The organism is Chryseobacterium jejuense, assembly GCF_900100075.1.
Taxonomy (GTDB): domain Bacteria; phylum Bacteroidota; class Bacteroidia; order Flavobacteriales; family Weeksellaceae; genus Chryseobacterium; species Chryseobacterium jejuense.
Genome location: NZ_FNEG01000001.1, coordinates 1,152,695 through 1,166,280 on the forward strand (window position 1 = coordinate 1,152,695; position 13,586 = coordinate 1,166,280).

9 protein-coding genes are annotated in these 13,586 nt (G+C 36.2%); all 9 read left to right on the plus strand.

Annotated features, from left to right (window positions below; translation table 11 throughout):
* Window positions 1-252: 252 nt before the first annotated feature.
* The 9 genes from BLS98_RS05195 (at window position 253) to amaB (ending at window position 13,524) form a co-directional block, all read left to right on the plus strand.
* Complete coding sequence (locus BLS98_RS05195) at window positions 253-3,213, plus strand: hypothetical protein (RefSeq protein WP_089734197.1); 2,961 nt, start codon at window positions 253-255, stop codon at window positions 3,211-3,213.
* 12 nt (window positions 3,214-3,225) lie between these two features.
* Window positions 3,226-3,726, plus strand: coding sequence for a hypothetical protein (locus tag BLS98_RS05200; protein WP_089734199.1), 501 nt, complete (start codon window positions 3,226-3,228; stop codon window positions 3,724-3,726).
* Between the two features lie 123 nt (window positions 3,727-3,849).
* Entirely contained in the window at window positions 3,850-4,494 is a 645-nt protein-coding gene (locus BLS98_RS05205) for a cysteine hydrolase family protein (protein ID WP_089734201.1), read from the plus strand.
* Window positions 4,495-4,563: 69 nt separating this feature from the next.
* Window positions 4,564-5,145, plus strand: a complete 582-nt coding sequence (locus tag BLS98_RS05210) for a Crp/Fnr family transcriptional regulator (RefSeq protein WP_089734203.1) — start codon at window positions 4,564-4,566, stop codon at window positions 5,143-5,145.
* 56 nt (window positions 5,146-5,201) lie between these two features.
* Window positions 5,202-6,335 (plus strand): prolyl oligopeptidase family serine peptidase, encoded by a 1,134-nt coding sequence (locus BLS98_RS05215; protein ID WP_089734205.1) that lies wholly within the window; start codon window positions 5,202-5,204, stop codon window positions 6,333-6,335.
* Between the two features lie 216 nt (window positions 6,336-6,551).
* Complete coding sequence (gene ccsA / locus BLS98_RS05220; RefSeq protein ID WP_089734207.1) at window positions 6,552-9,848, plus strand: cytochrome c biogenesis protein CcsA; 3,297 nt, start codon at window positions 6,552-6,554, stop codon at window positions 9,846-9,848.
* Between the two features lie 521 nt (window positions 9,849-10,369).
* A complete protein-coding gene (locus BLS98_RS05225) occupies window positions 10,370-11,236 on the plus strand; it encodes an SPFH domain-containing protein (RefSeq protein WP_089734209.1) in 867 nt (288 codons plus the stop codon).
* An 84-nt stretch (window positions 11,237-11,320) separates the two neighbouring features.
* Window positions 11,321-11,509: a type II toxin-antitoxin system antitoxin gene (locus BLS98_RS05230; RefSeq protein ID WP_068943158.1), complete on the plus strand. Its 189-nt coding sequence runs from the start codon at window positions 11,321-11,323 to the stop codon at window positions 11,507-11,509.
* A 464-nt stretch (window positions 11,510-11,973) separates the two neighbouring features.
* Complete coding sequence (gene amaB / locus BLS98_RS05240) at window positions 11,974-13,524, plus strand: L-piperidine-6-carboxylate dehydrogenase (protein ID WP_089734211.1); 1,551 nt, start codon at window positions 11,974-11,976, stop codon at window positions 13,522-13,524.
* The last annotated feature ends 62 nt before the right edge of the window (window positions 13,525-13,586 follow it).

The following is a 13,586-nucleotide window of genomic DNA, read 5'->3' on the forward strand; positions in this document are numbered from 1 at the left end:
CTCGCTTATGTTGTGAAAATTTTAATTAAATTGATCGAATTACTGTAATATTTTTTTAAAATTGTTATAACTTTATAAAAAAAAAATATTATACATTTGTGGCAAATATCCAAAAAGGTTAAGATTTAATAATGGCTTGTTTTTAAATTTTACTTTTCAATTGTTTTTCCATATTCCATCTATTTCCATTTTATTATCAAGTCTTTCAAAGATCTGATAATTTGAAAAAATATGAACATTAATAGATACATAATGAAAAAGCAGTTATTCTTTGTATTCTTGCTAGGCAGCTGTGTGCTTTGGGCACAATCTCCTGGCGGTATTTCCGGCAATCTCCAGATTTGGGTGAAAGCGGATGCAGGTACGGGTACAACAACAGATAATGTACAAGTCTCTCTATGGGAGAATCAAAAAATAGGCGGTGTAAATGGAATTGCCAATCAGGGAATACCTGGTTATTATGCTGATCCGGGTATCAGTGCAAGGCCGGTTTACCGTACAGCGACTTCTATTCCCAGTTTTAACTTTAATCCTGCGATTGAAATCGTTAGTACTGACGGATATAGATCCGGATACAAATTTCCGTTAGGATTTCCAGATAACACAAGTAATGCACTTACTTCATATACGCATCTTTCAAGAACAAGGTCAGCAACATACAGGTCTGTATTTGTTATGAACGGAACGGTGAGAAATTCTAACTCAACTACAGTAGCGGGAGTATGGCAATCACCATTTTTCGGAACCCAGGGTAACCGCCCAGAATTCTATAATGAAAAAGAATCAGGGGATGTTTTTTTTGGAACGAATACAATTAATACAGTTGGAACTGATGTCCCGAGTATACAATCTTACTATAATAGTTTATCGGGAGGTAATATGAACTATTTTTTCGATAATAATGGCTTACCATACGGACCGCCTTCAAATAATGTTTCCTCTACAAGTAATTACCCAGGGTTGGTTCTTTTAATGGATAACGACGGTGGTAATTCAAGCACTACATTAGCAGGAGATAGAATAGGAGAATTTATTTTGTATTCAGGAACTCAGACTCCTGCAGAAAGACAAAGGGTAAATTCTTATCTGGCCTATAAGTATGGTATCACCCTTGACCAAAGTACCCCACAAAGTTATATAGCCTCTGATGGTAGTGCGTTAATGTGGGATCATACTAGTGCTAATGCTTCCATATATAATAAGAATATTGCTGGAATTGGTAGAGATAACGGATCAGCTCTCCATCAGAAGCAATCACATTCTGTAAATGATGACATGATTCAGGTAGTGATTGCCGCAGGAAATTTTGCAGCCTCCAATGTAGCTAATACCAGTAATTTGACAGATATGAAATTTCTAAGCTGGGGGGATAACGGATTAAGACGAAGTTATAATACACCAATTGTATCACCGGGCGGCAATAGAGCTAATTACAGAATGGGGGCGGTATGGAAAGCTCAATATACTTCAGGATTTACACAGCCTGTTACGGTAGCTTTACCTGTTGTTCCTGCGAATACAATCTACATGGTAAGATCTACTGATACTGTCTTTGATGGGTCGGATACCTGGATACCTATGTCTGTGATTACAGTGAATGGGGAAAATTATGTGCAGACAACTACAAATATAGATTTCTCTAATACGGATGGTGATTATTTTACCTTTTCAACATTTGTTGTGGGGCCTGGAGGTGTAGATAATGGGCTAAGAATGTGGCTGCGAGCTGATAAGAATTTCACTCCGAATCTATGGGAAGATCAGTCTATTGCCAAAAATGATTTTACGCAGACTAACGCCACAAGGCAACCTAGTTTGTTGCCTGCAGATGTAAAATATAACTTTAATCCATCAGTTGATTTTGGTAATGCAACGGCTGCAGGAGCCAAATTTATGGTTATTCCTAACGGGAAACCCTATACAACCAATGGTATGGATTCTTCTTTCTTTATGATGATTAATCCGAGAAGCTTTGGACCGAGTACATATAATGAATATTTTGGCTTTGGAGGGACCACAACAACAGCTGCCCTTACAGAGGCAAACTGGCCTTCATATACCAACTCAGGAAATAATGGGAGCATGCAGGTTTACCCTTACACAGCATCAGCAATGAACAGAATAAAAAATAAAACACAGCTTCCTGATTATTCTTATACCATTGGAGGTTCCATAACTTATGGATTAGATGGACAAAATCAAAATGTAACTGCTGCAGTGACTGCTCCTAACAGCAGAACAGCGGGTGGTGCTATTTTAGGAAGTCAACCTAGTTATTTTCCTGATGCAGATTTTGGAGAGGCTATTGGCTATGAAAGAGAATTAACTGCTATAGAAAAACAAAGAGTACGTTCTTACCTTGCTATTAAATATGGAGTTACTTTATTACAGCCTCAAAATTATATCGCTGCCAATCAGTCGATAACCTGGAATTCTGCTTTAGATGCAAATTTTAACAATAATATTTTTGGGATGGCAAAAGATGACGCTACTATCTTAGATCAGGTTGTTTCAAATAGTATCAATACTGAAAATAATATTATCCTTACCATATCTACAAGTAATAATTTTGTATTGCCTAATATCGACCAGAGCAGGGTTACTTTCTTACAGGATAATACTTTCTTAATGATGGGTGATAATAATAATAAAACCCTTGCACTTTTGAACTATGGAACTGCTCCGGGGAAAATCATTCCAAGATCTTGGCTAGCTCAAAGGAGAAATAATACTGCTTCTACGTGGCTTCAGGCTGATCTTTCAAATTATAGCAGTATTGTGGCTACTGATAAAGCATATATGGTAATAGCTAATGATGCGGCATTTTCACAAAATGTACAGCTTGTTCCTGCAACCAGTTTTATAGGAGGGAAAGCTGTATTCAGATATTCATTTCCAGGTAATAAATATTTTACTTTTGGGATTAATCTTGAAACGTATTGTGTAAAAGATCCTGCAATAGGAACCCCTGATGGTTACACTAAAATAGGAATTTCAGGGCATGAGAATATACAGAATGGTTGGCCTGGAAATGTTCCCAATGGATTTATGGCACTGGAGTCTAAAGACAAGGGGATAGTGATTACGAGAACGACCTCTAGCAATATAGCTATACCTGTTGAGGGAATGTTGATTTATGATACAGCTGATAAGTGTTTCAAACTGTACAATGGCACAGTTTGGAATTGTATTGCCAGATCTTGTAACAATTAAAAAGAACAGAAAATGAAAAAAATAATCACAATAATAACATTATTTCAACTAGGAGCTTTGTCAGCGCAAATTGCCATTGAAAAGCCCCAGGTTGATGGTGACGGTCTTTTAGACTTTGCGGTTAATACAACAAAAGGTATTTTGTTGCCTATCGTAGAAACGTTGCCAGCTGACGCTTCTGAAGGAACGCTTTTGATGGATAAGAATGATAAGATATTAAAGATGAAAGTTGAATCAGCATGGGTTCCTTTAAGTGATCCTGGGTCTATTGCGGGGGTTGTTTTCAATACAAATGCAGAAATTACTGGACAAAATAGGATTATTATGGGGTCTTCCACTACAAATGCTCCCGGGGTATTGGTGTTGGAATCTTCAAATAAGTCGCTTATTTTGCCTAAAATAGCAGATCCTCATATCAATGTTAAAAGCCCATATCCGGGGATGATATGCTATGATACAGTGAGCAAAACCATGGCTGTCTTTGATGGATTGAAATGGAGCTATTGGAAATAAGATAAAATTTAAAAACCGGAGGACTGTCCTTCGGTTTTTATTTTGCAAAGAAATGTCTTTTTTGAACTAGTTCAAATGCCAGCAGTGTAAAGCTTACTAGTTTTGTCTCATAAAATATAATCAATGAAAAATTTATTGAAAAGCACACTGACTCTATGTCTGGCTTTATTATCACTGGTATCAATTAACGCACAACAAAAAAGAAAAACGGAAAACACAGCATTATTAATTATCGACGTACAGAACGATTACTTCCTTGGAGGAAAAATGACATTAGAAGGAGCTGAACAAGCAGGCAAGAATACTCAACAGGTTTTGGAATATTTCAGGAAAAACAATCTTCCAGTAATCCATATCCGTCATATTTCTACCAATGAAGGAGCTACTTTCTTCTTGCCTGGAACTTTGGGAGCAGAAATCCATTCCTTGGTTTCCCCTTTGCCTAATGAGAAAGTGATTGAAAAACATTTTCCTAACAGTTTCAGAGAGACCGAACTGTTGAGCTACCTTCAGTCAAAGAATATTAAAAACTTAGTTATTACCGGAATGATGACAGATGTTTGCGTAGAATCTACCACAAGAGCAGCTTTTGATTTCGGATTCAATAACGCAATTGTTGGGGATGCTACTGCAACAAGAGACAGGGAACTCAATGGACAGATAATAAAAGCATCCGAAATTCAAAGGTCTTTTTTAGCAGGAATATCTGCATTGGGTGGTCTTTATACCAGTATCGTAAATACTCAGGATTTCTTAAAAGGGAATTAAATTAACACAACATAGCAAAGTATAAAGGTATCAGGAATATTGATATCTTTATTTTTGATAAATAATATCATGTTCAATTTACTTTTTAAAAATATCAGCCGATATATTGATCTTTCTGAAGAAGAGTTCAGGCAGTTTTCTGCACCATTCCAATTGAAATGCTTTAAGAAGAAAGAAATTGTTCTTAAAGAAGGAGATTATTGTCTTTTCGAAGGCTTTGTTCTGAATGGGTGTTTCAAAATCTATTATCTCAATGAAAATGGATTTGAACAAACTTTATATTTTGCGGTAGAAGGATGGTGGATTACGGATATTGATAGTCTTCTTAATGATGTTCCCAGTATTTTAAATATTGAAGCCCTTATGGATAGTGAAGTATTGATGATCTCAAAAAAAGATAAAGAAGAACTTTATGCAGCCATGCCTCAGACTGAAAAACTCTTTAGAATGATGAATCAGCAGTCGTCTGTAGCACTTCAGAGAAGAATTCTTTCTTTAACAGGAAAAACAGCAGATAAACGCTATATTGAATTTTTGGCGAAATATCCCAGGCTTGAGCAGAAACTTACCCAACAGCAGGTAGCCTCTTATCTTGGAATTACCCATGAATTTTTGAGTAAAATCAGGAAACGGATTTCACTGGAGAAATAAACGTAAAGTCAGATAAAAGAGTAAAAATGATTGTTTATTTTTGAAATAAAAATAACATGAAAACTGTATTATTATCATGCCTGTTATGCTTTTCAAATGCATTTTCACAGTCTTATGGAGCTTTGATGAAGGAAGCTGCAGCCAATTTACAGGAAAAAGAATATTGTGCTGCTCTTTCCAATTTTAAAGATGCTTTTAACTTGCAATCCGAAATTGGGCTTTATGATTATGTAAGTGCAGCTTCTGCTGCTGCCAATTGTAATGATACGAAAACAGCTATTGAATGGCTTAAGAAAGGAGCTAAACTCGGACTTGGAAAAAGCAGGAATGAAGTTATTTTCCTACAGACCAATGAACGATTTAAAAACCTTAGCCAGAATATGGAGTTTAAACAACTTTTAGGAGATCTGGAAAATAAGGTGACACAAATAGAAAAGCTGAAGAAACAGAAAACAGAAGAGTGGAATCAGGAGATTATTAAAAATCAAATTACAGAAAGTATTTCCTTTAATCAGGCACCATCCGGATTTGCTTTGTATTTTACAGAACCCGAGGGACTGAAAACTCCTTATATAGTTTTCGTTCCAAAAGGATACAAGTCTTCAAAGCCAGTGAAAGTTATTTTCTTTCTTCATGGAGGAGTCAATTCCCTGAATGATTTCTACTATCAAAATCCGGATGTGAAAAAAGAACCCATTTTTTCTGTGGGTGATCATTTCAATGCAATTATTGTTTATCCTTTCGCTAAAAAAGATTTTGGCTGGATGAATCAACAGAAAGCCTTTGAAAATATTTTCACAATCCTGAATGATGTTGAAAAAAAATATAACGTAGATAAAAATAAAATTTATTTGGGTGGTATGTCCAATGGCGGAACTGCTACATTTTGGTTTGCATCCCAGAAAGAAACTCCATTTAAAGCATTTTATGCCTTTGCTCCAAATCCCGTATTAAATATTGGAGCTATCCCTTTTGAAAATATTACGAAAGATCACCCACTGTACACTATCAGTGCAAAAGATGATTATGTATTTGGTTATGATGATGTGCTGAAAATTTATAATCAAAATAAATCGAAGGCAAAAGGGTGGATCTTTCAGACCATAGAAAATGGCTCTCACGAATTTATCTATAAACCTGAAATTAGCAAGGAGCTTTTAACAAACTTCTTTTCTGAGGTTTTGAGATGAAAAGCAATAGCCTGAAATAGAAGTCTTCAATCGCTGATATAGGTATTATGAATCCGTATTTTTTCGGGATTAAAAATTGATTTTTTCATAATAACTCCAATCTTATTAAGAACGATTCAAAATAACGAAAACCGGGATCAAAATGACAAAAAACAGCTTTTTTTCAGCTCTTTATGGTTTATCATCCTTATTTTTGCATGTCAAGTACATATAAACATGAAGAAGCTCCAGGATATTATTATCTCAACCAGGACAATGGCTGTATTGTTACTGGTTTATGCATTCGCAATGGCCTATGCAACGTTCTTAGAAAACGACTACGGAACTCCTACAGCAAAAGCATTAATTTATGAGGCCAAATGGTTTGAACTCATTATGGTGCTGCTTATTATTAACTTCATAGGAAATATCGGAAGATACAGACTGTGGAAAAAAGAGAAATGGCCGGTTTTAGTTTTTCACCTTGCCTTTATCTTCATCTTTATTGGTGGTGCCATCACAAGATACATCAGTTTTGAGGGGCAGATGCACATCAGAGAAGGGGAAACATCCAACGAAATTGTAACGGATAAAAACTTCCTTAAAATCCAGATCGAGGAAAAAGGAGATGTCCTTAACTACCAGGATATTCCTTATTTGATGTCTCCACTACACAAAGATCTTAGTGCAACTTACGACTTCCATGGAAAAGAAGTAAAGATCTTTGCAAAAGAATATATTCAAAGAAAAAAAGACAGCTTATTGGCTGAACCTAATGGAACTGAGTATCTTCACCTGGTTTCAACAGGAACAACAGGAAGACAAAACATCTACATCAAAGCTGGAGACACCAAATCAATCAACGGAACTTTGGTAACCTTTAACAGAGCGATTGAAGGGGCAGTAGAATTCAAAAATGAAGGCGGAAAACTATTCATTAAAACTCCAGTAGATGCAAGTTTCATGACCATGGCAACTCAGGCTACCGGAAGTACTGTAAAAGATCAATTCCAACCTTTAGCATTGAGAAGTTTATACACCATCAATGAGTTAAAATTAGTAGTTCCTGAAGGTCTTAAAAAAGGAAAACTGATGGCTATTGAAGGGGATAGAAAGAAAGATGCTAATGTGCCGGATATGCTTCAGATTGAACTTCAAGGTCCAAAAACAAAGCAATTGGTTGATCTTTCTGTTGAAAGAGGAAATCCAAATGCCTATAAGCAGGTTACGATGGATGGATTGAACATCATGGTTGGATTCGGACCTAAGGTTTACAACACCCCTTTCGCATTGAAATTAGATGATTTTGTGATGGAAACGTATCCTGGAAGTAACTCTCCAAGTGCTTATGAAAGTCACGTGAAAATCGTTGATGAAGGAAAAGAAAACCCTTATAAAATCTATATGAATCACGTTCTAAACTATAAAGGATACCGTTTCTTCCAGTCAAGCTTTGATCCGGACAGAATGGGTACGGTATTATCTGTAAACCACGATTATTGGGGAACTTTAATTTCATATATCGGATATGGTCTTTTATTCTTAGGAATGTTTGTGATCTTCTTCTGGAAAGGAACACACTTCTGGAAATTAAATAAAATGCTGAAAGATGCTAATAAACTGAAAGAAATTAATAAAAAGAAAGCTGCGGCAGTACTTTTATTATTCTTAAGTTTAGGGTTAAACGCTCAAAAAATTGAAACACATGGAACTACTGACGGAAGCAGAGAACATGTACATGTAGAAGGAGATGGGCATACCCACGCAACACCAGCTCCTGAAGCTAAAGCAACAGCTCAAGATGGCGAAATAAGACAGAATTCATTAGCTTCTCCAATGGGGAAAATGAGAACTATTTCAGCTGATGAAATTATTTCAAGAAACAAAATTAGTAAAGAACACGCTGAGAAATTCGGTTACCTTTTGGTTCAGAACTTCGAAGGGCGAATTATTCCAATGAACACTCAGGCTTTAGAGGTTTTAAGAAAACTTTACAAGCATGACAGCTTCAAAGGAACAGATGGGAAATCCTTGGATGCTAACCAATGGTTCCTTTCTATCAATACAGATACGGAAAGCTGGACATCAGTTCCTCTAATCAAAGTTGATGAAAAAGGAGGAAAGGCACTTCTGGAAAAAACTAAAGCTAATGAAGAAGGCTATACTTCTTTACTGAATTTATTCCCGGTAGATAAGAGAACAGGAATGTTATCTTATGTTCTGGAAAGAGACTATAATGCAGCTTTTGCCAAAAAACCAGCAGACCAGTCTGAATATGACAAACAGGTTATTAAACTAAACGAAAGAGTTCAGATTTTCAATGAGTTTTTCAGTGGTCAGTTCTTAAGAATCGTTCCTGTGAAAAATGATGCTAATCACACTTGGCATTCATGGTTGGATCAGAAATTTGAACCGGATATGGAGTCCCAGCAAGTAATGGGTCCTTATTTTTCAACAGTTATTGGAGCACAAAAATCAGGAGACTGGAGCCAAGCTGATGCTGAATTGGTAAAACTTTCAGACTATCAGAAAAAATGGGGGAAAGCAGTAATTCCAGACCAATCTAAAGTAGATCTTGAAGTATTCATGAACAATGTGAATATCAACTTCAAATTATTGATTTTCTATACGATTATTGGAGGACTTCTTTTAATTTTAGGTTTTGTTGAGCTATTCAAACCTAATAAAAGTTTAAACAAAGCGATTAAAGTAATCATCGGTATTGGGTCTATAGGATATATATGCCACTTCCTGGGTCTTGTAGCAAGATGGTATATTTCTGGACACGCACCTTGGAGTAATGGATACGAAGCGATTATCTTCATCTCATGGGTAGGTATTTCGGCAGGTTTTGCATTGTATAGAAATTCAAATGCTTTGATTCCTGCATCAGGATTTATGGTGGCAGTTATCATGATGGGATTTGCACACGGAGGTTCTGCACTTGATCCACAGATTACACCGCTTGTTCCTGTATTGAAGTCTTATTGGCTAATCGTTCACGTAGCGATTATTACATCAAGTTATGGTTTCTTTGCCCTGTCTATGATTATTGCTGTACTATCTTTAGTATTCTATATTATCTCAAACAAAGACACTTATAAAATTCACCACGATACAACATTGAAAGAACTGGTAATTGTTTCTGAAATGTCATTAACGGTAGGTCTTTTTGCCTTAACGGTAGGGAACTTCCTGGGAGGTATCTGGGCCAATGAATCTTGGGGTAGATACTGGAGCTGGGACCCGAAAGAAACATGGGCTTTCATTTCCATTATGGTTTACGCTTTCGTATTACACATGAGATTAGTTCCTGGATTAAGAAGCAGATGGGCATTCCACGTTGCAACAATGTTTGCTTTCTGTTCAATGGTAATGACTTACTTTGGGGTAAATTACTACCTGAGCGGACTTCACTCTTATGCAGCAGGTGATCCGGTACCAGTACCAGCTTGGGTATATATCGGAATTGCTACAATGATTACCTTATCAGCTGTATCTTATTTCAAGTTTAAAGCTTTAACAAAGAAATAATCTTTTAAACATATCACTCAAAATCCCGGAATTCATTTCCGGGATTTTTTTTGTGTATAAGTCATCTGTGGATTTATAAATTTGATTAATAGGACTTTGTTCGATCAAACAACCTTTCTACAGCGTGAAGCTTTTATTTCTATTGCTATCGACAATTATCATCAAGATTGAACCGGTTACTCTGTATGTTGAATTAATTGTAACGCTATGCTCGCAAGGCTGATTATACTAGTTTTTTTATTTTCCGTTCACAATGGCACTTCGTTCAGCAAGGGATGGGATTCTTAGCTGAGTGAAATGCCTCTGCAATTTTTTCCATTATAACTCATAAATTCTTAGCGAACATTGCGTTTATATCTTTTGATCTCGGTTCATAATTACTGTAAAAAATTACAATCACAGACCTTGTTCTATGAATTCTGAATTCTGCTCTCATCAAAAAAACAAAATTTATCAATCACAATTCAAAATTTACTGTTAACTTTATGATATCAAAATAATATCAAATTAAAAATTCAATCATGGAAAAAACATTAAAACCCATGTCGGGTTATATTACATTAGTGATCTGCCTGGTGCTCTTTGTTGCTGCGGCATACTTTTTTATTAGTGGGGTAGATCAAAGTATTACATATGTTGTTATTTCAATGTTGTGCTTTTTGCTTGCTTGCTTTTTCTTAAAAGGGTTAATGATTATTCAGCCTAATCATTCAAGAGTATTAAACTTCTTCGGAAAGTACGTAGGAACGGTAAAAGATAACGGATTATTCTTTATCAATCCTTTATACTCATCTCAGAAAATGTCATTGCGTTCAGAAAACTTACAGGGACAAACTTTGAAAGTAAATGATAAGATGGGGAATCCTATTGAAATTGCAGTAGTAATGGTATGGAAAGTAGGAGATACCTATAAAGCGGCTTTTGATGTAGAGCGTTATTCAGACTTTGTTAGGATGCAGAGTGAAGCAGCGGTACGTCATTTGGCCATGAGTTTTCCTTATGATAATCTGGAAGATGATCATGCTCCGATTACATTGAGAGAGGGCGGAGATAAGATTAATTCTATTTTGGAGCAGGAACTTACAGATCGCCTTTCAAAAGCAGGAATTGTAATTCAGGAGGCAAGAATTTCACATTTAGCGTATGCTTCTGAAATTGCCGGAGCTATGCTTCAGAGACAGCAGGCTACTGCGATTGTAGCAGCGAGAACAAAAATCGTAGAAGGAGCGGTGGGAATGGTAGACCTTGCCCTTAAAAAGCTTTCAGAAGAAAATATCGTTGAGCTTGATGATGAAAGAAAAGCAGCAATGGTAAGCAATTTAATGGTGGTTCTTTGTGGTGAAAAAGCAGCAACCCCAATATTAAATGCAGGAACCCTGTATAACTAGTCATAAAAATTGAATACTTCCTGGTTTATCGAGTTTATAAGCCCTGGATATAACCCAATGCATCTTGCATAAAAAACAAGAATAATGAAATCGGAAAAAGCTCAGAACACTTCGGAAAACAAAGGCAAAAAATCCTTTGTCTTAAGGATAGATGAGTCCACCTATAAACTCCTGGAAAAATGGGCCAATGATGAATTCAGAAGTGTGAATGGCCAAATTGAATATCTCCTGCATCAAAGCCTTGTCAATTCGGGGAGAAAGAAAAAAGAGTAGTTGGCCGGCAAAAGTGGAGAAAAAAGAAGCCTGTAAAAGGCTAGTTTTAGGGAGTACAATGGGAGATATTGAACCTCGAAAATGAAAATTTTTGTGTTTTTTGGAGTTTTATTTATCAAAAAAACATGTAATTAACCTTAATGTTAAAAAGAAAGCAGAGAAATATTTTCTCTGCTTTTTATTTTATACAACTCTGAAGAGTGTCTGCTCCAAAGTAGAATATGACGAGCCAAATCAAGCCTTTAATGGTAAAGAAAGCAAACCCTGCCCATCCCACACGCTTGAACCACTTTTTAAACTTTGAGTTATTTTCTTGTGAATTTTCCATCGGTGATTGTCAAAAAGATTACCCTACAAAGATAAGCATGTTTATAATTAGTCCAAATAAAAAGCATATTAAAAAATTAAAGTTTTGAGGTTCGCATAATATTTTTATCTTTAGAGAGAACGAAAAGTAAGATTTTATGTCAAAAAAAGTAAAGGATTTCGGAATCGAAAAAACACTCAAAAACCTTGGTATTAAAGAAGAGAATAAAGGTACTTCAGTGGGCGGGAAATATTTCGCTTCAGGAAAGACGATAGAAAGCGTATCTCCTGCAGATGGGAAATTAATTGCAAAAGTAAAAACTTCCGGAGAAAGTGATTATGACAAAGTAATTGAAACGGCTCAAAAAGCATTTCAGGAATTCAGGCTGATCCCGGCTCCTAAAAGAGGAGAGATGGTAAGACAGCTTGGTTTAAAGTTAAGAGAATATAAAGATGATCTTGGAAAACTGGTTTCCTATGAAATGGGTAAATCTTTGCAGGAAGGACTTGGAGAAGTACAGGAAATGATTGATATCTGTGATTTCGCAGTAGGACTTTCAAGACAGCTTCAGGGATATACCATGCACTCAGAAAGACCTGGTCACAGAATGTACGAACAATACCATCCGCTTGGGGTAGTGGGAATCATCACTGCATTCAACTTCCCGGTAGCTGTATGGTCTTGGAACACAGCATTAGCTTGGATCTGTGGTAACGTTACCATCTGGAAGCCATCAGAAAAAACTCCGCTTTGTGCGATAGCATGCCAGAATATTATGAATGAAGTTTTGAAGGAGAATAATCTTTCGGAAGGAATTTCAAGTGTATTGGTAGCAGACCACGAAATCGGGCAGAAATTAGTTGATGACAAAAGAGTCGCTCTAGTATCTTTCACAGGGTCTACAAGAGTAGGAAGAATGGTTTCTTCTAAAGTAGCAGAAAGATTCGGGAAGTCAATCCTTGAATTAGGAGGTAACAATGCAATTATCATTACCAAAGAAGCAGATCTTAATATGTCTATCATTGGAGCTGTTTTCGGAGCGGTAGGAACTGCAGGACAAAGATGTACTTCTACAAGAAGACTTATTATCCATGAAGACGTATATGATGAAGTAAAAACAAGATTGGTAAAAGCTTATGGCCAATTGAAAATCGGAAATCCATTGGACGAAACCAACCATGTAGGACCACTTATTGACGTTGATGCGGTAAACCAATATCAGGAATCTATCAAGAAATGTAAAAAAGAAGGTGGAAAATTCGTTGTTGAAGGTGGCGTTTTATCTGGAAAAGATTACGAATCCGGATGCTATGTGAAGCCTTGCGTTGCTGAAGTGAAAAACTCTTATGAGATTGTTCAGCATGAAACATTTGCTCCAATTTTATACTTAATCAAATACAAAACATTAGAAGAAGCAATCGCTATTCAGAATGATGTTCCACAGGGACTTTCTTCTGCGATTATGACTCAAAACCTTAGAGAAGCAGAATTATTCCTTTCTCATGCAGGTTCAGATTGTGGTATTGCCAACGTAAATATTGGTACTTCCGGTGCAGAAATCGGAGGAGCTTTCGGAGGAGAAAAAGAAACCGGAGGTGGTAGAGAATCAGGATCTGATGCTTGGAAGTATTATATGAGAAGACAAACCAATACTATAAATTACACCGCACAACTTCCTTTAGCACAAGGAATTAAATTTGATTTATAAAAGCTTTACTTAAAGCAACTAAAAAACTATAAAAAACTTAATAACCTGAATGATTAAATGCT

Excerpts from the sequence above, each read along its gene's own strand:
- ccsA (WP_089734207.1), top strand. The coding sequence starts at position 6,552 with ATGAAGAAGCTCCAGGATATTATTATCTCAACCAGGACAATGGCTGTA.
- BLS98_RS05230 (WP_068943158.1), top strand. The coding sequence starts at position 11,321 with ATGAAATCGGAAAAAGCTCAGAACACTTCGGAAAACAAAGGCAAAAAA.
- BLS98_RS05200 (WP_089734199.1), top strand. The coding sequence starts at position 3,226 with ATGAAAAAAATAATCACAATAATAACATTATTTCAACTAGGAGCTTTG.
- BLS98_RS05195 (WP_089734197.1), top strand. The coding sequence starts at position 253 with ATGAAAAAGCAGTTATTCTTTGTATTCTTGCTAGGCAGCTGTGTGCTT.
- BLS98_RS05210 (WP_089734203.1), top strand. The coding sequence starts at position 4,564 with ATGTTCAATTTACTTTTTAAAAATATCAGCCGATATATTGATCTTTCT.
- amaB (WP_089734211.1), top strand. The coding sequence starts at position 11,974 with ATGTCAAAAAAAGTAAAGGATTTCGGAATCGAAAAAACACTCAAAAAC.
- BLS98_RS05225 (WP_089734209.1), top strand. The coding sequence starts at position 10,370 with ATGGAAAAAACATTAAAACCCATGTCGGGTTATATTACATTAGTGATC.
- BLS98_RS05215 (WP_089734205.1), top strand. The coding sequence starts at position 5,202 with ATGAAAACTGTATTATTATCATGCCTGTTATGCTTTTCAAATGCATTT.
- BLS98_RS05205 (WP_089734201.1), top strand. The coding sequence starts at position 3,850 with ATGAAAAATTTATTGAAAAGCACACTGACTCTATGTCTGGCTTTATTA.